This window comes from Scytonema sp. PRP1 (genome assembly GCF_036697665.2).
GTDB classification, from domain to species: Bacteria; Cyanobacteriota; Cyanobacteriia; order Cyanobacteriales; family Nostocaceae; genus Kalymmatonema; species Kalymmatonema gypsitolerans.
In genome coordinates this window covers 120,193-142,114 of the sequence record NZ_JBAHYJ020000113.1, presented here as the reverse complement: position 1 = coordinate 142,114, position 21,922 = coordinate 120,193, and the positions used below count along the sequence as shown (strand labels likewise).

At 43.8% G+C, this 21,922-nt stretch carries 17 protein-coding genes and 1 pseudogene; 7 read left to right on the top strand and 11 right to left on the bottom strand.

The window, feature by feature from the left end; genetic code table 11:
* Positions 1–33: 33 nt before the first annotated feature.
* Positions 34–2,193: a Tex family protein gene (locus tag V5G28_RS30105; protein WP_332987070.1), complete on the bottom strand. Its 2,160-nt coding sequence runs from the start codon at positions 2,191–2,193 to the stop codon at positions 34–36.
* A gap of 244 nt (positions 2,194–2,437) precedes the next feature.
* Between V5G28_RS30105 and V5G28_RS30100 the strand changes: the two genes are divergently transcribed.
* Positions 2,438–2,869 carry a DUF4278 domain-containing protein gene (locus V5G28_RS30100; RefSeq protein ID WP_332987069.1) on the top strand — a complete coding sequence of 144 codons (432 nt, stop codon included), beginning with the start codon at positions 2,438–2,440 and terminating at the stop codon, positions 2,867–2,869.
* A gap of 116 nt (positions 2,870–2,985) precedes the next feature.
* On the opposite strand, the gene V5G28_RS30095 is transcribed toward V5G28_RS30100, so the two are convergent.
* The 4 genes from V5G28_RS30095 to V5G28_RS30080 form a co-directional block, all read right to left on the bottom strand.
* Positions 2,986–3,474 (bottom strand): DUF4385 domain-containing protein, encoded by a 489-nt coding sequence (locus V5G28_RS30095; RefSeq protein WP_096565706.1) that lies wholly within the window; start codon positions 3,472–3,474, stop codon positions 2,986–2,988.
* A gap of 8 nt (positions 3,475–3,482) precedes the next feature.
* On the bottom strand, positions 3,483–5,357 hold the full coding sequence (locus tag V5G28_RS30090; protein WP_332987068.1) for a hypothetical protein: 1,875 nt from the start codon (positions 5,355–5,357) through the stop codon (positions 3,483–3,485).
* A gap of 295 nt (positions 5,358–5,652) precedes the next feature.
* The gene (locus tag V5G28_RS30085; protein ID WP_332987067.1) at positions 5,653–6,267 is read right to left on the bottom strand and encodes a hypothetical protein; all 615 of its coding nucleotides are present in this window, start codon (positions 6,265–6,267) and stop codon (positions 5,653–5,655) included.
* 236 nt (positions 6,268–6,503) lie between these two features.
* Entirely contained in the window at positions 6,504–7,901 is a 1,398-nt protein-coding gene (locus V5G28_RS30080; protein WP_332987066.1) for a hypothetical protein, read from the bottom strand.
* Positions 7,902–8,589: 688 nt separating this feature from the next.
* Here V5G28_RS30080 and V5G28_RS30075 point away from each other — a divergent pair.
* Both V5G28_RS30075 and V5G28_RS30070 read left to right on the top strand, forming a co-directional pair.
* Complete coding sequence (locus V5G28_RS30075; RefSeq protein ID WP_096565698.1) at positions 8,590–9,048, top strand: VOC family protein; 459 nt, start codon at positions 8,590–8,592, stop codon at positions 9,046–9,048.
* A 27-nt stretch (positions 9,049–9,075) separates the two neighbouring features.
* A complete protein-coding gene (locus tag V5G28_RS30070) occupies positions 9,076–9,363 on the top strand; it encodes a hypothetical protein (RefSeq protein ID WP_332987065.1) in 288 nt (95 codons plus the stop codon).
* Positions 9,364–9,470: 107 nt separating this feature from the next.
* Here the strand turns inward: V5G28_RS30070 and V5G28_RS30065 are convergent, their stop codons facing one another.
* Both V5G28_RS30065 and V5G28_RS30060 read right to left on the bottom strand, forming a co-directional pair.
* Positions 9,471–10,232, bottom strand: coding sequence for a class I SAM-dependent methyltransferase (locus V5G28_RS30065; RefSeq protein ID WP_332987064.1), 762 nt, complete (start codon positions 10,230–10,232; stop codon positions 9,471–9,473).
* 202 nt (positions 10,233–10,434) lie between these two features.
* Positions 10,435–11,271 (bottom strand): MBL fold metallo-hydrolase, encoded by an 837-nt coding sequence (locus V5G28_RS30060; RefSeq protein ID WP_332987063.1) that lies wholly within the window; start codon positions 11,269–11,271, stop codon positions 10,435–10,437.
* A gap of 114 nt (positions 11,272–11,385) precedes the next feature.
* Between V5G28_RS30060 and V5G28_RS30055 the strand changes: the two genes are divergently transcribed.
* Positions 11,386–12,147 carry a glucose 1-dehydrogenase gene (locus tag V5G28_RS30055; RefSeq protein ID WP_332987062.1) on the top strand — a complete coding sequence of 254 codons (762 nt, stop codon included), beginning with the start codon at positions 11,386–11,388 and terminating at the stop codon, positions 12,145–12,147.
* A 261-nt stretch (positions 12,148–12,408) separates the two neighbouring features.
* On the opposite strand, the gene V5G28_RS30050 is transcribed toward V5G28_RS30055, so the two are convergent.
* Together V5G28_RS30050 and V5G28_RS30045 are read right to left on the bottom strand one after the other, a co-directional pair.
* Positions 12,409–13,980 carry a metallophosphoesterase family protein gene (locus V5G28_RS30050; RefSeq protein ID WP_332987061.1) on the bottom strand — a complete coding sequence of 524 codons (1,572 nt, stop codon included), beginning with the start codon at positions 13,978–13,980 and terminating at the stop codon, positions 12,409–12,411.
* A 112-nt stretch (positions 13,981–14,092) separates the two neighbouring features.
* Positions 14,093–15,924 (bottom strand): annotated as a pseudogene (locus tag V5G28_RS30045) (ABC transporter ATP-binding protein).
* Between the two features lie 134 nt (positions 15,925–16,058).
* On the opposite strand from V5G28_RS30045, the gene V5G28_RS30040 reads away from it, so the two are divergent.
* On the top strand, positions 16,059–16,901 hold the full coding sequence (locus tag V5G28_RS30040; protein WP_332987059.1) for an alpha/beta fold hydrolase: 843 nt from the start codon (positions 16,059–16,061) through the stop codon (positions 16,899–16,901).
* Positions 16,902–17,124: 223 nt separating this feature from the next.
* Entirely contained in the window at positions 17,125–18,855 is a 1,731-nt protein-coding gene (locus V5G28_RS30035; RefSeq protein ID WP_332987058.1) for a serine/threonine-protein kinase, read from the top strand.
* Positions 18,856–18,876: 21 nt separating this feature from the next.
* Here the strand turns inward: V5G28_RS30035 and V5G28_RS30030 are convergent, their stop codons facing one another.
* Positions 18,877–19,596, bottom strand: coding sequence for a hypothetical protein (locus tag V5G28_RS30030; RefSeq protein ID WP_096565683.1), 720 nt, complete (start codon positions 19,594–19,596; stop codon positions 18,877–18,879).
* A gap of 405 nt (positions 19,597–20,001) precedes the next feature.
* Complete coding sequence (locus V5G28_RS30025; protein WP_332987057.1) at positions 20,002–20,163, bottom strand: hypothetical protein; 162 nt, start codon at positions 20,161–20,163, stop codon at positions 20,002–20,004.
* Between the two features lie 238 nt (positions 20,164–20,401).
* On the opposite strand from V5G28_RS30025, the gene pds reads away from it, so the two are divergent.
* Positions 20,402–21,850 (top strand): 15-cis-phytoene desaturase, encoded by a 1,449-nt coding sequence (pds, locus tag V5G28_RS30020; RefSeq protein WP_332987056.1) that lies wholly within the window; start codon positions 20,402–20,404, stop codon positions 21,848–21,850.
* The last annotated feature ends 72 nt before the right edge of the window (positions 21,851–21,922 follow it).

Sequence of the window (21,922 nt, the reverse complement as noted above, 5' to 3'; positions counted from 1 at the left end):
ACATTTTTGCGCCTTTGCGCGAGACTTATATCTCTACTGCTTGACTGATTTCATCGACAAACTAATCCGCTTCAATTTCTCATTGACTTCCAGCACTCGCACTTTCACAACTTGTCCTACCTTGACGATTTTCTTTGGATCGTCAACAAATCTATCAGCAAGTTGGGAAATATGCACCAAACCGTCCTGATGTACACCAATATCAACGAAAGCGCCGAAATTGGCAACATTCGTAACGATACCTTCTAATTCCATCCCTTCTTTAAGGTCAGAGATTTCCTTGATTCCCTCTTTGAATGTGGCATACTTAAATTCAGCCCGTGGATCTCTTCCTGGCTTTTCCAATTCGCTAAGGATGTCGCGTAGCGTCGGTTCGCCTACAGTGTCGGTGACATATTTCTTGAGATTAGTTTTTTTCAGCTTTTCGCCAATTTGGGTGATTTGAGTTAATGGTACGCCCAAGTCGGATGCGATCGCCTGCACCACTGGATAACTCTCCGGGTGTACTGCAGTATTATCCAAAGGGTTGTCACTACCGCGAATACGTAAGAAACCCGCCGCCTGTTCAAAAGCCTTTGGTCCCAATTTCGCGACTTTCTTCAATTCCCGGCGATTTTTAAACGCGCCGTGCTGGTTACGATAAGCGACAATGTTATTAGCAACGCTTGACGTAATGCCAGAGACAAAAGTGAGAAGTTCCTTGGAAGCAGTATTCAAGTCTACGCCGACGTAGTTGACGCAGCTTTCAACCGTGTCATCCAACTTCTTTTTCAACAACTTCTGATCCACGTCATGCTGGTATTGTCCCACACCGATAGACTTGGGATCAATTTTCACGAGTTCCGCAAGTGGATCTTGTAAGCGGCGACCAATACTAATGGCACCGCGAACGGTAATATCTAAATCGGGAAACTCTTCCAAAGCAACTTTGCTGGCAGAATATATAGAAGCACCCGACTCATTCACCATGACTTTAGTTGGTTTGCGTTCGATTGTTTGCAGCACTTGCAAGACAAACTCATCTGTCTCCCGGGAAGCTGTACCGTTACCAATGGCGATTAACTCTATTTTGTACTTTTCAATTAAATTTCTGAGAGTTTGTGCAGCTTTTTGGCGTTGTTCGGCTGCTTGATGGGGAAATACCGCTTGGTATTCCAAAAATTTCCCGGTTTGATCGAGTACAGCAACTTTGCAGCCAGTTCTAAACCCTGGATCTATCGCCAGCGTTGGTTTCATCCCCGCTGGCGCTGACAGTAGCAACTCGCGCAAATTCGCTTCAAATGTCTTGATAGACTCAATATCTGCTTGAGTTTTCTTCTCAGAAATGACTTCACTCATTATGGAAGCTTTCATCAAGCGGTTAAATGCATCCTTCAGCATCGCTTGATAAAAATCACGAATTGCGCGGACTTTCGTTTGAATTTCTTTTGATTCCAGGTAGGAAAGCACCACATCCTCATCAAAAGAAATTTCAAAACTCAATACTTCCTCGGCTTCACCGCGACACAACGCCAGCAAATTGTGGGGTGCAATATTTCTCACCCGCATCTGATAATTGCGGTACATCTCAAACTTGGTTGTCCCTTCTGGATGATCATCTTTGATGCGGGAGACAAATACCCCTTCCTCCAGCAAGTAGTCCCGCACATATGCACGCAGTTCTGCTTTTTCGGCAACTTCTTCCGCTAGGATATCAGAAGCACCTTTGAGGGCTTCTTCTGCTGTTTTGACTCCCTTTTCCTGGGAGATATACTTCGCCGCTTCTGCTTCCAGCGACGCTGAAGCACCATTTTTGACGTTCAGCGACTTGATGAACTCCGCAAACGGTTCGAGTCCTTTTTCTCTAGCAGCGGTGGCGCGAGTGCGACGTTTTGGACGGTAGGGGAGATATAAATCCTCTAGTTCTGTTTTTTGTAAACAGGATTCAATTTTTTGTTTGAGTTCATCGGTGAGTTTACCTTGTTCGGCGATCGCCTTCAAAATCACCGATTTCCTTTCTTCCAATTCTGTTAAGTAATTATACTTATCTTCAAGTTCGCGTAACTGGACTTCATTCATTTCGCCTGTACGCTCTTTGCGGTATCGTGCAATAAAGGGAATTGTCGCACCCTCCGCAAAAAGTTCTAGCGCGTTTTGGACCTGATAAGGTTTAAGGTTTAGTTCAGTAGCCAGTAATTGAGGAATGTTCAGCATCGGGTGGTCTCAGTTGAAAACGCTACTTTTTAAGGTAATACGTTAGATAGATTAAACAGTGTCATCATAAAGTGTTAAGCTAAATTAATAAGGATTTCGGAATCTTGTGTCTATACGCTGTTGTTAAGGGTAGTGTGTTATGGCTAAAATTACGTAGCTTGTCAAATTAAATACACTTGTTACCAACAGCAGCCCTAACATGCACATATAAACACTTCTGCTTCTAATTTAGAGGTAAGAAATCATGGCTTTGTTTTTCCTAATACCACTTTTCACTGGTTTAATTGGTGGCTACATCTTCAAAAAATGTAGCGACGAGATAGGATATTTTGTGGGGATATTTGCATTAGTGTGTATAATCCTAAGTTTGGTCTTAGCACCTTGGGAGATACAGCTTATGCTGCTTATCTTTACTCTGGTCATCACTCAAAGACTTTTACAACAAAATGAGTATAAACTCAAGGAAGTGGAAGACCACTACGAGATAGTTGGTTCTACCGAAAAAAAAGACCCAGTTAGTTCTAAACCTACGACTAATGAGGTTAAAGATCTACCATTATCTCGGTACATGAACTATAAAGCCACAGAAGCTACTGAGAAAAGGACGGAGGGTGAATTGGCGGGAAAGCCTCTTGGTACCCCTTTAAAAATTCATACCATTTCACGAAACGCCTGATACAAATAAAATCTCGCTGGTCGTACGGGCTTGCGTTCAAACATACCACGCAGTTGTTGGGACAAGCGAGACAAGGAAGATAAACTAAAAAACAAGTGGCTTGCTTACCCTGTTTGTTAACGCTCGTACATTTCTTTATGCTGGGCTAAAAGGTGCAGATATTTCTCGTTTGTCTTTGCTTGTATCCACTTCTGTTTAAAGATTGCTGCTGATTCAGCTTTCACTGGATCTACTTCATTGGGTAAAATATCTTTTCTCGCTTGAATCTGGGCTTCTTGAGAAGATTCTTTTTGAGGATTGGTTTTGTACTTTCTACCACTTTTATGATTAGCATAGCGGCGCGATCGCGTGTACCCCATTTGTAAAAACTTCCGCGCCATATCCGCACCAACAAAATCATCTTGCTCCAAATATGTCAAAAAGATTTGGTAGATTTTTTCGCTAGAGTCTCTTGCAATCTCCGGAGTTTTGAACCGCCAGTAGGGAAGAATTTCTGATTTGTACGGTTCTACCAAAAGTACTCCCTGTTCACCCTTACCCACGCGGTAGAGTTCAGGATGTTGTCGAAAATCAATACTGTGAAAATCCAAAGAATAATCAAACATACATGAGATTACAAGCAACCACTACCACATCTATAGACTTTTGCCCAAACTTTTGTTGATGACTGAGTGGTAGTGGGAGGTTTGATCAATTCTACTTTAAGAATCTTCACTTTCTCTTGAGGCTTCAGAATAGCTAAAGCCTTTTGTTCTTCAGGACTAAAGTTAGGTGCTTGTGGTCTATTGTCCCTTAACGTCACCCCTGGTTCAACATTTACAGTCACTACCGACCCTACAGATGGAACAACTGGTGAATCAGTAGACTGTAAATTTTTGATGAGAGGTTTTCCAACCAATTCTGAATCTGAGGCTTTGTTAATATTACCTATAAAAATCCAACCATTAGTCATTATTTCCGCATTTTTTTCTGGAGTTCTTTCTGGAGTTCTTTCTAGAGTTATTTCCGGTGTTGTTTCTGGTCTTGAAGGTATCTGAGAAAAGGCTGATGATTTTTTTATGACTAACGGATTTTGTTTTGGACTCAATCCAAAGGTTACACCCATCAAAGTTAAAATAACTGAGCCTACAATAATTCCAGTGGTTTTTTGGATTTTTTCAGTCTGTGGTTGAATGCTTGGTTGCTTAAGCTGTTGAGTCGTTTCTTGTTGATACTGAAATTCTTTTTCTTTCTGTTGAATCTCTTTAAACTCAATCTCTTTTGAGTCTATTTCTTGAAAAGTCTTAAGCTCTTTTGAGTCTATTTCTTGAAAACTTTGAGGCTGTTGTAAATCATTTAACTTTTGAGCAACTTGTTCACTAATATCAGTTTCAATCTCAGGTTGCTCTGATGGCTGACTATTCTCTTGAAATACCCTCAACTCCTTAGTAAAAAAATCTTCTGTTGTGTGTGTCGCTAGCAAAGGAGTGGGAGGTGGTGGTGCTATAACGGGTACTGCTGGTGGCGTGGGTTCTTCGTATTGTTGGCTCTTAGACGATATAACATCATCACTAACAGGATGATCCTTGCTTGACCTCGACAGATGATCCGTAACCAGCTGTTCGTGTATCTTGTTGTTGTGATTACCAGACAGCTTGACTTCCTCATCTGTATCTGTGGCGCTTTCCTCCACAGCTATTATAGATTGCTTGATTTGGTCAATAGTATCTTTTAATGCATTTAGAATATCACTAATACTGTGGTTGACACCCTCTGGTGTAGCTTTTGTAGCATCCTGTTCACCTATGACGGAGGGGTTGTTCTGTTCTTCTGTATTTTTTAATGTATCTGATATACCGTTAACATTGTTAACAGCCTCAGCTAGACTCTTGGCTGTACCGACGACAGAGGGCTTAACCTGCTCAACCGTATCTTTCAAAACATCTACCACACCGACGACAGAGGGCTTAACCTGCTCAACTGTACCTTTGGCGGCGTCCACTACACCTATTAGAGAAGGCTTGACTTGGTCAATTGTATCTTTTAATGCTTCTCCTACATTGCTTACACTGTTCACACTGTAGTTAACACCTTCAGCTACACTCTTGGCTGCACCGACGACAGAGGGCTTCACCTCCTCGACTGTATTTTTTACTGCATCCACTACACCGACGACAGAGGGCTTCACCTCGTCAATTGTATCTTTTAATGCATTACCTACATCGACTACAGAGTGATTAACACCCTCAGCTACACTCCTAGCTGCGTCCACTACACTTTCTACAGTGCGGTTAACACGCTGAGCTGTACCCTTACCAACCAAAGCGCCAGCTACTGCGCCCACCACAGCACCAGAAACTCCTCCAACTCGGCGACCGAGTAAACCACCAATCGCTGCTCCAACTAACCCACCACCTATGCCTGTACCTGCTCGATAAGCTGTAGGTAGCTCCCTAATGCGTTCAGCCTTTTCGTCATGCTTATCAATAGGCTGCTTGTAATGACCCATCGTAATTAATTGTCTCCTTTATACCAAGACAGCATAACGCCTAACTGAAGCAGCTAGTTATTTATGATTAATTTATCAATCATCAGTAAGACTACAACCAACCTAAAGAGGTATATCCTCCTACATTGCTGCCAATGAGCAATTAATAAGTGCCAAAAGATAGATAAAGTAAATCCGTAGGGTGGAGATTGCCCACCCTACGCTAATAGTCGCCCTAAGCTGCTAGACATTTCTGTTTTGCCGCACCCTTTACAAGAATTAAAATTCAGTAGATCGGGATAGTTTGCTCAAGAACTCACTTCTGGTTTTCTACTGGGACTAACATGTAAGACGTCTGGTCATTAGGTGCGTTAGCTACGTTAGGTACGTTAGCGCTCTGAGTAGCAGATGGCGTGTCATGCTGAATTACACTCTTGGCTACGTCCATTGTATTTGTAACAGAGTTGCTAACACCTTGTGCTGCATTCTTGACGATGTCCATTGTATTGTTTACCGTGTCGGTAACGCCTACCGCTGTAGTCTTAACAGCAGTCACTGTATTGTTTACAGTCTCGTTAACGCCTAAAGCTGAACCTCTGACGCTTTGCCCTACATCTTTTGTGGTGTCGTTAACACCCACAGCGATAGTGTTTATTGCGTCCCCTACACTTTGTACATTTTGGTTAAAATTTTGAGCTGTATTCTTTACCTTGTCGCCTACATTTTTTACAGTTTGGTTAACCTTTTGGGCTGTACCCTCAATAGCTAAAGCCCCAGCTATTGCGCCTAACGTAGCACCAATAAGCGCTCCAATCGCTACTTTAGATAACCCATTATTTGTCTGTTGACCTACTTGATAAGCATCAGGTTGATCTGTAGCTAGATCAATATTTCCTTGAGGTTGATCCAAAAGCTGCTGGTTCGCATGCATAATAATCGTTTCCTTCGTGCCAAAACTGGTTCGTTCGCATCTAGTTACACAACGCTTCACTGCGACACTTAGACCTTTTTCCTTAATTTGGCTGGGTCTAAGCCGAAAAAACTATATCGTATAACTTGCGAGGTTGTTGTGTTTACAGGTAGTCCTATAGGACTACCTTTATTTAAAAGAGGATCCCGTCTTTACAGTGTCTAGGTTTTATTGATAACCTTTGGGATCTCAGTTTCCTATCTGTTGTAATCGGTAAACCGAGCAATTTCTTCCTCAAGCGGGTCTTTTTCATCAGCATCTAGTGACATTCCACCGTCTATAGATATTGGATCAACTACAGGCGTAACTGGATTGTCGTCAAGTCCGTCTATCGGATCTGGTGCTGAAATGTAGATCGTCGGCGTACGATCCATCTGGACTTCATTACTGTTGCTCTGCTGGTTGCTTGCACCTATCCAGCCTTGATATTGATTGCCCTGATTTTCAGATGGCTGAGCTTTCTGTGCTGCACTTTGTACAGATTGGTTAAAATCCTGGGCTGTATTCTGCACTGCGTCCGCTGTACCTTGTGCGGCTTGCTTAGTTCCCTCAGCGGCTCTGTTTGCTGTATCCTGTACTGCGTTCGCTGTACCTTGTGCGGCTTGGCTAACACCTTGTGCTGTATACTGTACTGCGTCTGCTGTACCTTGTGCTACACCTTGTACAGCTTGGCTAACACCCTGGGCTGTATACTGTACTGCGTCTGCTGTACCTTGTGCTACACCTTGTACAGCTTGGCTAACACCCTGGGCTGTACTCTGTACTGCGTCTGCTGTACCTGCTACGGCTTGCTTAGTTACATCACCCACAGCCTGCGCTGTATTCTGTGCTACGTCCACTGCACCTTGTGCGGCTTGCTTGGCTCCCTCAGCGACACCCTTTGCCGTGTCTACTGTACCACCTACAACAGCTTCGGTAGCACCCTCAGCAATACTCTTTGCCGCTTCCCCTAAACCTTTTCCTGTTTGGCTAAGACCGCCACCTATTGTCTTTGCAGCTTCTCCTATACCTTTTGCAGCAACGTTAAAGCCCTTAGCTATTCTTTGACCAGCAAAAGCAGCAGCTAATGACCCCAAAGTACCACCAATCAGTCCACCTATCAGCGCTCTAGTGACTAGAGGATTGATGCCTCCGTTTGCTGCTTGAGCACCAGCTTGACCCCCAGAGGAAGCATTTACCTGTGCAGATGCCCCTGCACCGACGTTCGCGCCTGCTGAACCTGTATAAGGTTGACCTGTGCTGATACTGCTTCCAGACACCCCTGCACCCGTGGTTGTGCCTGCTGAACCTGTATAAGGTTGACCTGTGCTGATACTGCTTCCAGACACCCCTGCACCCGTGGTTGTGCCTGCTGAACCAGCATAAGGTTGACCTGTGCTGATGCTGTTAACATCAACGCTTCTAGATGCATCAGCACCGATGTTTGCGCCTGCTGAACCTGCGCCCGGTTGACCAATTATAATGCGGTTGGCATCTTCGATTCTCGACACCCCTGCATCTGTGCTTGTGCCTGCTGAACCAGCATAAGGTTGGCCTGTGCTGATGCTGTTAGCGTTTACATTCTGCCTATCTGAACCCTGCCTGCTTTCAACCATGCCAATCGTCTCCTTAAATCAAAAAGGTTTGACGCTTATTTGATATAAATTGTTTTCACTCGTCAATTTAACGATTACAAACAATAAGTTAACCGCTCTAAGGATATACATATTAAATGAAACAGTCTGTCTCAAGTTATAATCTACAGGCGTACATAAATATGCATATTTACCGTGTCTCTTTAATTTGGTAGCATACCTGATTGGACAGAATTATAGTTTTTTATTTGGTTTCTTTTGGTAGTAATATTTTGTACTTTAGTATTGGTATAAAATCAAATTCATGGTTGCTATATTTTTGATTTATAGTAGTATATGTCCTCAGGAAAAGCTTAGATAAAATCAGTAAAAAACTTTGAAAAAAGGTAAATAAAGTATTTGGTTAAGTAATATAAAGAATCAGGTTTAGTATATAAATAACTTTGCATTTAATGATTGCTCAAATGTACTATTAGCTGATGGGTAATTTTATATGAAATGGAATATGTAATAATTAGAAATTACCCCTGTGGGATACAGAGGTAATTTCACTTGCTGGTCATACAGAAGGCTAGAGCCCGCAATTTGAATGACAAGCAGAATATTGATAAACTTGAGCGATCACAGAGGTATAGTAGCTAGTTAATAGAGCCAGCTTTTTATATCATTGAGTATAGCTTCTACCTCAGTCAGTAAATTGAGTTGCGCCATGCTATCAAGTACCCAATCCCTAAAGAGTGCCCTGAGTTTGGGCGATTTGCGACGAGTGCATCACATAGCTCTCAACGTCCACGATATGCAAGCCTCTCGGCACTTCTACAGTACTATTCTAGGTTTGCACGAATTGATTGGTGATGAAGTTCCCGCAACCCTTGTAGACTTAGTAGCACAAGGGAAAGTGGCTAACTTTGTCACCCCGGATGGCACAATCCTCGATTTATTTTGGGAACCAGACTTACCACCGCCAGACCCAAACCCAGAACGTACTTTTACCAGAGCATATCACTTGGCGTTTGACATTGCTCCTGAGTTGTTTGAGCAAGCGGTCGAAGTTATAAGAGAAAATCAAATAGCGATCGCTCACGGACCAGTCACCCGTCCTACTGGTAGAGGCGTGTACTTCTATGACCCCGATGGCTTTATGATTGAAATTCGTTGTGATCCATAAGGTAGGGGAAGGAGGGTAAGATAACCAATGGCTGATCCAAAAACATTTCAAGTGATCGAAGAGGCGATTAAAAAGCCTCCCATTCCACACGAACCATACAAGCAATCATTAAAAGCTTGGGCGATGTATTGCCTACGAGACAGAGGTTTTAAGGTGATATATGCTCAAAATGCCGACTTCACTGTTGAAACTAGAAACGGTGAAAAGATTAATTTTAAAGTCACAAATAGTGCGACTGATTTAAATAATCAATTCGGCTGGATAGTTTGGGATAGTAACACCAAAACTGCTAGCCTTATTCCACCTGGTTCTTAACTATGAAAACTGATTTTAACCGCAGATGCACAAAGCATTGGACGCAGATAATAGTCTGTAATATCCGTGTGAGTTATAGGCTGCGGTTGCAATAGGTGAATTTTGTACTATTGTGCCTGGGGTTTCTCAAAAACCATCAAATGCTGCTGTGGTAACAAGTTTTTGGTTTCACGCCAAACTAAACCAACCGCTTGCATTTCTTTTTGTGCTTGTCTTTGACTCATCTTGTGCAGTCGTTTAATCATAATAAAGGGATTTTCACCCCGGTACTCAACCAGCGCTACTTTACCACCTGGTTTGAGTGCCCGAAAAATCCCTTGCATCACCTCTCTTGGATTCTCAAATTCGTGATATGCATCCACCATCAAAGCTAGGTTAACGCTTTCGGGTGGTAGATTAGGGTTTGTCAGGGTTGCCAAGATAGGCTCAACGTTTGTGACATTGTTCTCTTTTTTCAAAAACTCAATAATATCCAACATTTCTGGTTGAATATCCACAGCCAACACTTTTCCTTTTGTGAGGAGGGGAGCAATACGAAAGCTCATGTACCCTGTTCCAGCACCAATATCTGCCACAACATTGTTAGGTTTGAGATTGAGGGCGTTGACAACTTTGCTTGGCTGTTCTTCAGCCTCTCGGCTTGGTCGTTCCAGCCAAAGAGCTCCTGTATGCCCCATGACTTTGGCTATCTCTCGACCCATGTAAAATTTACCAATACCATCTGGACTGTGGATCAGTCGCTGTTCGTAAACAGTAGAAGATGCAGAGGCTGCGATCGCTACCCTGGATGGGTGAAGCAGCAAGTAGCATAGTATCAGCAGGATAATTAGAGTGAAAGGTAAAAAATGATATTTTGGTTTAGGTTTCATGAAACCTTTTGCAACAGTTGATTTCTTTTACATCAAACCACACATCTAGACGGCAGAGGCGGCTTAAGGCAAGGTACACAGATTTAGAATCAACTGCCGCCAGCGGTATGAAAGCCGTAACTTCACTTACGGGCTGGGTTAGGAAGATGAGGATTGATGGTGGTACCAATATAGATGAAATTTCTAGTTTTGGTACTCGCGCTTACTGGTCGGTGAATGCTTTGAACTCGATCGCATCATGACTACAGAAGAGGCGTACACCCTTACTGCGGTCAAGCGATAACGCGCGTAGCCGCTCTTGATTGTACAGCCGAGCCTTGCGATCCACTTCCATCATCCATTGGTAGGCACGCAGACCGGGTGTGCAGCGCGGTTTGGTAGATCCCATCTCGTGTCGGTAAAAATAGGCGTCGCCTGCATGTAGGAGCCAACCCTCGGGCGTTTCGATGGCGATGCCGGCGTGACCTCGCGTATGACCTGCGAGCGGGATGAGGAGAATCTCTGGTGGTAGTCCTTCGAGATCGCGCACTGCCTCAAACCCGAACCAAGGTTCGCCGGCTGCCGAATAGTACTTCCAGCTTTTGACCTCGTCCCACTGTCCTGGACGATAGCGCTGCGATCCGATGAAGCCCCGCCGATCCTGCGCAGCCTCAATCTCAGAGAGCATTACGTGTACAGTCGCCTCGGGGAAATCTTCCAGACCACCGGCATGGTCGAAATCAAGGTGGGTCAGCACGATATGGCGCACGTCACGCGCAGAAAAGCCAAGCTGTTCGATCTGAGCGATCGCTGTGTATTTTTGCTCAAACTGGATGCGATTGAAATGAATGAAGAACGGGCTGAGGCGCGAGTCCGGTGCGTTGATATCGCGCTGACCGAAGCCAGTATCGATGAGAACGAGTCCCTGATTTGTCTCAATGAGCAAGCAGTGGCAGACGAGGCGAGCTGTTGGACCGCGACTAAAGCCATCGAAGAGCGGTCCACCAATCGGACACATACAGCCGCAATTGAGATGATGAATACGCATAAATGGTTCCATTTAGCATTAGACTGATTCTAATAAGTCCTTGTAGGCTTGTTAGTCCTCCATAGGTTACAAACTCGTGGAATGTTATCTCAGCTACAGGTTGATGACTTATAGCGCTATATATTCATGGACAAAACTATAATAGTCACGGGTGGCGCACAAGGTATTGGTAAATGTATTAGCCAGCATTTACTTTCTTGTGGTAATCGAGTTGTGATAGCAGATATTGATAGTGAAGCAGGAAAAGAATGCCTGCAAGAATTTCATTGCTTTGAAGAATCTTTGTTATTTATTGAAACAAATGTTTCCATCGAAAACTCTGCACGGCAGTGTATTGAAACCACAATTGAGAAATTTCAACGCATTGATACACTGATTAATAATGCTGGTATATCTAACCCAAACAATGCTCCTGTTGAAGATTTATCATTAGAAGATTGGCACAAAGTTATACAAACTAATTTGACAGGCTGTTTTTTGTTGTCTAAGTATGCCATTCCCTACTTACGTCAATCGAAGGGAACGATTATTAACATTGCCTCGACTCGTGCGCTTCAATCAGAGAAAAATACAGAAGCCTACGCCGCTTCAAAAGGAGGCATTGTTGCTCTTACCCATGCTTTAGCTATTAGTCTTGGACCAGACATTCGAGTCAATTGTATTAGTCCGGGATGGATTGATGTGAGTAAATGGCGTAAGTCTTCCTTAAGAAAGGAGCCAGAATTAACAGAGATTGACCATCTTCAGCATCCAGTAGGTCGAGTTGGCAAACCCGAGGATGTCGCTTTTATGATTGAGTATTTAATTTCTCATGCAGCAGAGTTTATTACTGGGCAGAATTTCGTGATTGACGGTGGCATGACTAAAAAAATGATATACGAAGAATAGATTTCTTGCATTCATTCTAAAAAAAAGAATAATGAACCACAGATGGACACAGATGGACACAGATGGAACTCACATTCCGCAATCTTGTCTAATGAAGACAAATCTGGGTCACAAATGCCGATCTAAGTACTGCGATCGCCGAAGGCACCGCGCTGTGACCAATCGCCCCTATCGGACAGTCTGCGCCATCGCCCTTTGGTTAGCCACAGCTTTTGCTATATGACACGACAACGGTGCAGAATCTGGACTATACCTCAACATTCAAATGACAAACGGTTCCAGTTGGCGATCGCTCCACTCTCCTTGAAACCGTTCAGCTACATACGGTCTTACAATAAACTTGGGTGGATTACCATCTTTGACATCAATTCGTACGAACGAGTAGGGAAGACGCTTTTGACCATCGTAACCATTGCGACCAACAAATAACAGTGAGTCTGCAACTTTACGGCTGGGATGACCTGCAATATCCTCAAAAGTCTCCATCAATTCTGACCCCTCCTTTCGCTGACGCCGGGGGTAATGACCGCTACCACCAGAGATGATGCAGTTGATAAACGAGTCAGCGTGTCCAGTGTCCACGGTGCGGAGATGTTCTAGACAGTGCGCGTGACCATTCAAAATTAAATCGACTATCGGACGCCCTTTAGTCAGGGAACCAAGCGTGTCTGCGACTTCATCAAAAACCCAACGCAAACGGCGACGAACTGCTAACGTTTGCGCTTGACGCCATTTGGTCTTCTCAGTGACGTAAGGAGGATGATGAAAATAAATGATACGTCCGCGCACCTCCTGAGTATTCCAAGATTGAATAAGTCTTTGTTTGAGCCAGTTAAGTTGTTCAAAATCTACAGATGACCCTTTATGGGATTCTAATTGTTTTTCAATGTCGATTTTTATCTCGTCGATTTGGTATAACTTAGCTTTGAGGGCATCAAGTTGTTCGGCTTGTTCGGGAACATCCGGGTTGAGATGAGAGCAAGCTTCGAGAATTTGCATCTCCTCTTGTTCTATCTCATGCTGGCGATGAACCAATTCACGGCGTTCGGCTTCTCCTTCTTTCGTGGCTGGAAGTGGTAATGGTGCGTTAAAAGTATTCGAGTCGAGGGCGAAAAAGTCAATTCCGCCGTAACGGAAAGTGTAATACCGGTTAGGTAAGCGGGTGAAACCTCCAGGTTTATAACGCAAACACCGCCCTGTGTCAATCGTGGCGGTGTAATGGTTGTCTAAGTGATCTTCTAACTGTTCACCAGGGGCGAACGTCGCCATATAATCAAGAAATGCCCGTGCATAGGCGTCGCCTTGGTAAGATCCATGCCAACCAATCTCTATATCTTTGTAGCGGAAGAAACGACGCAGTAATAGTGTGCTTCCGGCAAGCAACCGATACATCAACGGCACATCATAGTAATCATGATTACCAAGCACTGGTAGAATTGGCAGGTTAAACACCATGCGATCGTAGGAAATGCGTTTGGGGTTTTCGCCACCGACAAGAAACTCGCGGTAAGGTTCAATAAAGTTGGTCGGGTAATACTCATGAGAACCCACCACATAAATCACATCACCCGTGTGAAGCACAAAACGGCACTCTTCCTGGTGAGCAAGCATCAATTCAGCAATTTGCCGTTGGGGATGATGCCCCTGATGCTCCGTAGTGCCACTATCACCTATAACTATAAACGAGAATTCTGGATTATCCGAGTTGCCATCATCTATAACCATGCTGGTTTGGTCAATCCTACGTTGGACAATACTCGGATATCGCCACCGTACCCGTTCCTTCATCTTTTGGATTTTCACAGAAATCGGTGGGTCAAATATCAATTTCATCGCAGATAGTCCCAAATTTTAGTCAAAACTCAATATAGCTACAGGTTTTTTGTAGGGGCACACAGCATTGCTCTGTGCCCCTACTTGAAACATCACCTGATCTTCCCCTACACTACTGATATCCTGCTGCTTGCAACGAAAACAGAGTTGCATAACGCCCTCCTGCTTGCAACAAGTCCTGATGAGTTCCCTGTTCCACAACTTCCCCAGCTTCGATAACGACAATTTTGTCAGCCATCCGCACTGTAGAGAAACGGTGAGAAATCAGAAATACCATCTGATTTTTGGTCAGGGCGCGAAAGTGATTGAAAATGTCAAACTCTGCTTGGGCGTCCATTGCTGATGTTGGTTCATCTAAAACCAGAATATCTGCATTCGTTCGCATAAAAGCACGTGCAAGAGCGATTTTCTGCCACTGACCTCCAGAAAGTTCCTGTCCCCCCTTGAACCATTTACCAAGCTGAGTCTGAAAGTTTTCCGGCAAATGTTCAATAAAAGGAAGCGCCATGCCTTTTTCAGCCGCAGTTTGCCATCGGGCTTTGTCTTCCATGCGTTCCACATCTCCCACGCCGATATTCTCACCAACGGTGAACTGGTAGCGGACAAAGTTTTGGAAAATCACCCCGATGCGTTGCCGCAGCACATCTACATCCCATTGTTGCAAGTCTAAACCATCTAGTAGAATACGTCCGCTGTCTGGGGTGTAAAGTCGAGTCAAAAGCTTAATAAGCGTAGTTTTACCAGAACCATTTTCACCCACAATGGCTAATTTCTCTCCCGGTTTTAGGTGTAGCGAAATGTTTTTCAATGCAGGTTGCGAACTTCCTGGATAAGTAAATGATACGTTCTCAAAGCGAATTCCGTCTTTAGGGATTATGCCTTTGGTCGCTTTACCTTTTGGTTTTGGCACTTCCTCTTCTAAGAACTCGTAGAGGTTGGAAAGATACAGGTTATCCTCGTACATTCCCCCGATGGAAGTCAAGGCACCGGAAAATGTAGATTGCCCTTGGCGGAATACGGTAAGATACATCGTCATGTCCCCTAGGGAAATTCTACCCGCAACTGTCTCCAGCACAATCCAAGCGTATGCCACATAAAAGGCTACGGTACTCAACAAACTCAGCAAATAACCCGACAGCCCCCGCCGCAGTGTCAACTCGCGGTCTTCACCGTAGAGTCTATTAAAGACGTTGTGGTAACGTCCTAGCAGCATTTCCCCTAGTTGGTAGAGTTTCACTTCCTTGGCAAAGTCTTCTCTAGCAAGCAAGGTTTCCAAGTAATGCTGCTGGCGGCTTTCCGGCGCACGCCAGCTAAAGAGGCGAAAGGCTTCTCCCGCAAATTTCGTCTCGGCAAAGAATGCGGGCATAGCTGCTATGATCAGCATCAGCACTGCCCAAATGGAAACTTCACCAGCAAAACGCCGTAAGTCACAAGTGATAAGGCGCTTTGCACTAAGCCAAAGGTGCGGGTTACTAGAGATAGGGGACGAATGGATGCTTCTCGCCGTGCATTTGTCAATTTGTCGTAGAATTCCGAGTCCTCAAATTGGGTGAGATCAAGTGTCAGCGCCTTTTCTAGGATGAGAACATTTACCCGTTGACCAAGTAGCATCCGCAATAAGGACTGGCAAACAGAGAGTCCTCGCTGACTACCTGCAAGGGCGGCTACGGCGATCGCCTCTAATCCCACGTATATTAAGGGACGATTGCTATTGACAAAATGGTTATCATATGCATTAATTTGAGAAGCAGCAACAACAGCATCGACGATTAACTTACCAAGGTAAGCTACAGCAGCTGGTAAAAGACCTGCCACTAAAGTTAAAGTGGCAAGAATAATGGTTAGAAAGTGGCTAGTGGTCCAAACTAAGCTTACAGCCCGTCCACTGTACCGGAACACTGCAAGAGATTGACGCAGGGCGTTACGTTTTTTACGAATCCTCATATTATTTTTATAGTGTAAAATCGCCCTTGATTGCAGCGATCGCCGTACGCAAGACGCCGACACCCTTGCAGGGTGCGCGCGTTTTTTGGCAGTACCATTTCTAGTTAAGCTGTCTGTTCACCGATGGATCTGCCATGTTACCTGTACGTCAAACCTTATCGAAGCCTGATATCCAACTTTCTTATTTAGAATGGAACCAAGGTCAAGAACCTTTACTACTCTTACACGGCTTAGCCGACCACGCCTTGGTTTGGTCTAGCTTAGGAGATGATCTAGCGCCAGATTATCATATAATTGCGCCAGATATGCGCGGTCATGGTGAGAGTACCAAGCCAGAAAAGGATTATAGTTTTGAGAGTGCGATCGCCGACTTAGAAGCACTCATGGATAGCTTGGGATGGTCATCTGCTCATGTTGTGGCTCACTCGTGGACAGGTAAATTAGCTGTTATTTGGGCAAGGCTTCATCCTCAACGTTTACGCAGTATGGTTCTAATTGATCCAATTTTTATTTGGAAAATACCCAGTTTCCTAAAGGTAACATTTCCCTTTTTGTACCAATTTTTGTCCTTTCTCAAAGGGATGGGACCATTTGCCAGTTACGAGGAAGCACAACAGCAAGCGCGTCAGTTAAATCAATTCCAAGGATGGAGTAGCTTACAACAGCAAGTCTTTCAAGCAGGGATTGAACAAAAACCCGATGGAAGTTGGGGTACTAAATTTACCATTGCAGCCCGTGACGGAATTTTTGAGGAAGTGATGCAAGTTCCCGGTTTTACAGTCCCAATTCACATCCCTACTCTGTTCGTACAGCCAGAAAAAGGACTTAACCGCAAAGATTGGCAACTCCAACCTTACAAAACCTATCTGAAAAATTTACGAATTTGTCAAGTTCCCGGTAATCATTGGGCGTTTTTAACGCAGCCTGAAGCTTTTAACCAAACTGTGAAGACTTTTTTGCAAGAACATAGAGGGTGATGGGGCAATACGGTTGAGTTAAGACATTTCCTTTTGTCTTCTCGTTCCCAGGTTGCACCTGGGAATGCTTTCACAGAGGCTCCGCCTCTGATTTTACGCCGATTGCAGGCATCTCCCGCCTGTCATTCTTTGGCACCGGGGAAGGAGAATTATGCAAGTTTAGTATCTTTGCAACTATCATTGGATAGATAATTTGCGCTCACTACGATATTCATTGCCAGTCATGAGCTTGTGCATTAACCCTACCTGCCCGCAACCAAACCACCCAGATAATGATGAAAACCGTTTTTGTCAAAGTTGTGGTTCCCAGCTGGAATTACTTGGGCGCTATCGTGTGATGCGCCTTCTCAGTGATAAAACTGGCTTTGGCAAAGTCTATGAGGCTTATGAACTGGACACACCCAAAATTGTCAAGGTTCTTAAAGAAGAACTATCAAGCGACGCGAAAGCAGTAGAACTCTTTCAAAAAGAGGCTGCTGTATTGGGACAATTGGATCATCCTGGTATTCCCAATGAGGATAGTTACTTCCAGTATCAGACCAGAATGGGTTTGGTATTGCACTGCATTGCAATGGAGAAAATTGAGGGTCCCAACTTAGAGGCGTGGCTAAAGCAGCAACAGAATAGACCCATTTCCCAAGACCAAGCCATCGCCTGGTTGAAACAACTGGCAGAAATTTTGCATCTCGTGCATGGCAAGCAGTACCTGCACCGAGATATCAAGCCATCTAACATTATGATTAGAGCTGATGGGCAGTTAGTGTTAATTGATTTTGGCACCGCAAGGGAAGTCACAAGAACGTACTTAGCCAAAGTGAGCAGTGGTGCAGGTGGGATCACGGCAATTATGTCATCTGGCTACAGCGCCCCAGAACAAATGAATGGTCTAGCTGTACCGCAATCAGATTTTTTTGCCTTGGGACGCACCTTTGTATTTTTGCTGACGGGACACCATCCCTTGGATTTATACGATGCTTACCACAATATGTTGGACTGGCGCAATCATGCCACTCACGTCTCACCGTTACTGTTAAATTTTATTGATTGGCTGATGGCGCGGGAAGTGAGTCAGCGCCCCGCCAACGCCCAAGAAATTTTGCGACGCCTAGCAGAGATTGAACAGCAACTGCGTGGAAGTACCGTTGCAACTGTAAATGTTGTGGGAAGTTTAAATACACAACAATTGCCACCGCCAAATACTACAACTTTACCGCCGCAACCTGGATTACCGCCACAACAAAAACAGCCAGAAAAAGTGCCTTTACTTTCCCTGTTTGCGGCGCTGCTGGTGGTTTTAGGATTTCTTGGTGTCGTAGCTTTAGCGACGAGAACATCACAATTTGCTTCCATTCCAAATTATGGACAAGCTCCCCAAAGAAAAGGTAAGGTAGATTACTTTCCCTATGAGGAAGGAAGAGACAGTCAAGGCAGGATTGCTGAATTTAACATAGCTGTTCTTTCGGTAGAATATAAATGGCTTCTGGGCAGCGATTTTCAAGTCAAATATAACGACCAAATTATTAATATTGATGCCTTAAGGTCAAACCTGGAACAAGAAGGGATACACAGGATAATGCAAAACCCAACCGAGATTATCTCTGTGGGAACAGCTTCTTGTGAGGGTGCTGTGGAAGCCGAAGAACGTAGGGCTTTTGAGCGTTCTAAGCAAATACAACTTTTAGGGAAAAAAATATTTAGCAATACTCCCAGCGTCAAAGGATATCGCTTATTGAATCTAGGCCAATTTCGGCGGAGTGACTGTCAGGGAAATCAGGATTTAACAGCATACCAAAGAAGCATTATTATTATTGGCGTGAGGAAACAATCAGAAGGCGTCATTCTGGATGAAGCCCTCAGGGATAGGTTAGAGAAGAAACCATTTGCTGATTTCAAGTTAGAAGATTATTCATTAGGTTCACTGGATAAGTTTAAAACAATACCCAGCAATTTGTAGCTGAAACCTGCTAGATTGCTTCTAGCCCTGACTCTGTAAACTTCTCATTTCTTGTTGCACGTCCAATGCAATTTGCAATGCTTCATTTAGCAAACGCCCGTGTTCAGTAGCCTGTTCACTCACTTGCATTGCTGTTAAGGTTGCTAAATTATTAATAAATAATTCTGCTCTACTCACAATAAACTTTTTATTTTCTCTTAAAATTCTTTCGGTTTTCAACGCCCTAACTAAATCATTTCTTGTCAGTTTTAGTGCTTCTAGCACTTTCTTTCTTTCCTTTAAACTCACTCCAGGATTACCTGCCGCTTCTATTTGGTCATTGATATCTATTGCTTTGATAACGGCATTATACCTATCAACATCATTGAGGAGAATTTTCAGCGAATGTGTAATATTTTTTTTGACAGTGCTAATTCTTTGTTTCCATAAAAAATATAATAAAACTTGTGTACTAGTTCCGATAGATAAACTACAGATTATTAATACTATCCAGGAAGGGATAGTTATCCAGTTGGCAAATAGTTTGATAATCAGATCAAACGTAATCTGACTAAAAACTACTATAGCAACTCCAATAAATACAGCGGTTGCCCCTTCCGGTCCTTTGGCTTGTTTTATAAATCGAATCACCAATCTTTTAATAGGATCAGTAAGAATTATAAGTTCATCGTTAACAGGTAAATTAGTCAATTTTTGCAGTTCTTTTTGACTAATCTCTAATCCTTGTAAATCATCACGCACAGCTTTAATATCCTCTTTAATATATTTTTTTACAATATTATATAACAGGAGAATTTCCGGAATACAAATAACGTTGTTTTTTGTTACAAAAGATTAAGAAAGATTTGTGAGTTCCATGTTTTGATATAATGTCAAGTCTAATACTAGAAATGATATAATTTCCACCAAGTGTATTCGCGCTTCCTTAACTTCTCTTACATATTTCCTCTAAAGGTTTCAGGATGACTTTAAAAATCTTGAGACATAGCGTTCTGGTATAAGAATTAGTTACTGACCTTTATAGCAGGAATGCTGTAAGTGTATCTGTATCAAACATGATCTTTAATTAAGCAGTTCAAGAAATAGAATTTTTTTAACTAGCTTTCTTGGCTAATGATTTGACTGACAAACAGCAAGATGCAAAGCTCATACACTCTTAAATTTTTTGCCAGATGGTGAGACAACGGGTGTAAGAAAGTCGGGACACCGCAGCAGCAGCCCTACAGCTTCTTCATGAAACAAAGGACAAAATGCGATCGCGCTCTGGGCACTGCCCTTTGGGCGATCGCCTTCTAGAAACTGACTCAAACAAAAAACACAAGAAAGGGTGATTGGGAGGGGAGAATTTATACTTATTGCCCTCCGGACGACTCAAATCAACCTCCGGCGTCTGTTGAGTCTTTTGTCTGAGTTCAACTTGATCCTAAAATCCAAAGCATGCACTCCTGAAAAAGCGATCGCTTAGGAATATGCTAAATGTAACGGATTGCAAAGTATAATGAAAACGATAAAACGATTAAGAAATCTTGAAGAACAGTAAGGTTAAATGCGAGTAGCGATCGCCGGAGCGGGTTTAGCAGGGCTTTCTTGTGCCAAATATCTCACCGATGCAGGTCACACTCCTATTGTCTTGGAAAGCCGAGACGTACTGGGGGGTTTGGTAGCAGCGTGGAAAGACAAAGACGGCGACTGGTATGAAACAGGGTTGCACATCTTCTTTGGGGCATACCCCAACATGTTGCAGCTGGTGAAGGAACTGGGCATTGAAGACAGATTGCAGTGGAAAGAACACTCGCTGATCTTCAACCAGCCGAATAATCCAGGGACTTATAGTCGCTTTGATTTTCCAAATTTGCCAGCGCCTTGGAATGGTATAGCAGCTATTCTACGGAATAACGATATGCTCACATGGCCAGAGAAGATTCGCTTTGGTATCGGTTTGATACCAGCAATGATTCTAGGGCAAAGATACGTAGAAAAGATGGACAAGTACTCTTGGTCCGAATGGATGAAAAAGCAAAACATTCCTCCACGAGTAGAAAAAGAAGTATTTATCGCCATGTCCAAGGCGCTGAATTTCATAGACCCTGATGAAATTTCGGCAACAATTCTTCTGACAGCTCTCAATCGCTTTCTTCAAGAGAAGAACGGCTCGAAAATGGCTTTTCTGGACGGTTCCCCGACAGAACGGCTATGCCAGCCGATAGTGGATTACATTACCGAACGCGGTGGTGAAGTGAAGTTAAATGCGCCCCTGAAAGAAATCGTGCTGAATGAGGATGGCACGGTGAAGCATTTTGTGATTCGAGGTTTAAATGGCGAAGATTATATAGAAACTGCGGATTTGTACGTCTCGGCAATGTCAGTAGACGTAATGAAGGTTTTACTACCTGCACCCTGGAAAAAAATAGAATTTTTCCAAAAATTGGAAGGTTTAGAGGGTGTGCCAGTGATAAACTTGCAGTTGTGGTTTGACCGTAAACTTACAGATATTGATAACCTGTTATTTTCGCGATCGCCCCTGCTCAGCGTTTATGCCGATATGAGCAACACTTGCCGTGGATACGCCAACCCCGACTGCTCAATGCTGGAACTAGTTTTAGCTCCCGCAAAAGATTGGATTGCCAAATCTGAACAAGAGATTTTGCAGGCAACTCTTGCGGAACTAGAAAAGCTGTTTCCCGACCATTTTGGGGGAGACAATCCAGCAAAGTTGCTAAAATATCATGTTGTTAAGACGCCGCGCTCAGTTTACACAGCAACGCCTGGTCGTCAACAGTACCGTCCCTCACAAGTGACTCCAGTTGCGAACTTCTACCTGGCAGGGAGTTACACCATGCAACGTTACTTAGGGAGTATGGAAGGTGCCGTACTTTCTGGTAAGCTGACAGCGCAGGCGATCGTCCGTAATACAGCCGAGGGGTTTTCTGAAGGACAACCCCTACCTAGTTCCTTTGGAACGAGGCAAACGCCTCAAGAGGCGTTTGGGCGGTAGGACGCGCTACGCGATTGGGCAAAGCCCACTGCCCAAAGGGCAATCGCTGAAGCACATCCGGTGGCAAATTCA

Coding starts and splice junctions, on each gene's coding strand:
- V5G28_RS30055 (WP_332987062.1), top strand. CDS start 11,386: ATGGACAAAACTATAATAGTCACGGGTGGCGCACAAGGTATTGGTAAA.
- V5G28_RS30035 (WP_332987058.1), top strand. CDS start 17,125: ATGAGCTTGTGCATTAACCCTACCTGCCCGCAACCAAACCACCCAGAT.
- V5G28_RS30040 (WP_332987059.1), top strand. CDS start 16,059: ATGTTACCTGTACGTCAAACCTTATCGAAGCCTGATATCCAACTTTCT.
- V5G28_RS30050 (WP_332987061.1), bottom strand. CDS start 13,980: ATGAAATTGATATTTGACCCACCGATTTCTGTGAAAATCCAAAAGATG.
- V5G28_RS30075 (WP_096565698.1), top strand. CDS start 8,590: ATGCTATCAAGTACCCAATCCCTAAAGAGTGCCCTGAGTTTGGGCGAT.
- pds (WP_332987056.1), top strand. CDS start 20,402: ATGCGAGTAGCGATCGCCGGAGCGGGTTTAGCAGGGCTTTCTTGTGCC.
- V5G28_RS30080 (WP_332987066.1), bottom strand. CDS start 7,901: ATGGTTGAAAGCAGGCAGGGTTCAGATAGGCAGAATGTAAACGCTAAC.
- V5G28_RS30100 (WP_332987069.1), top strand. CDS start 2,438: ATGGCTTTGTTTTTCCTAATACCACTTTTCACTGGTTTAATTGGTGGC.
- V5G28_RS30090 (WP_332987068.1), bottom strand. CDS start 5,357: ATGGGTCATTACAAGCAGCCTATTGATAAGCATGACGAAAAGGCTGAA.
- V5G28_RS30070 (WP_332987065.1), top strand. CDS start 9,076: ATGGCTGATCCAAAAACATTTCAAGTGATCGAAGAGGCGATTAAAAAG.
- V5G28_RS30085 (WP_332987067.1), bottom strand. CDS start 6,267: ATGCATGCGAACCAGCAGCTTTTGGATCAACCTCAAGGAAATATTGAT.
- V5G28_RS30065 (WP_332987064.1), bottom strand. CDS start 10,232: ATGAAACCTAAACCAAAATATCATTTTTTACCTTTCACTCTAATTATC.
- V5G28_RS30060 (WP_332987063.1), bottom strand. CDS start 11,271: ATGGAACCATTTATGCGTATTCATCATCTCAATTGCGGCTGTATGTGT.
- V5G28_RS30095 (WP_096565706.1), bottom strand. CDS start 3,474: ATGTTTGATTATTCTTTGGATTTTCACAGTATTGATTTTCGACAACAT.
- V5G28_RS30105 (WP_332987070.1), bottom strand. CDS start 2,193: ATGCTGAACATTCCTCAATTACTGGCTACTGAACTAAACCTTAAACCT.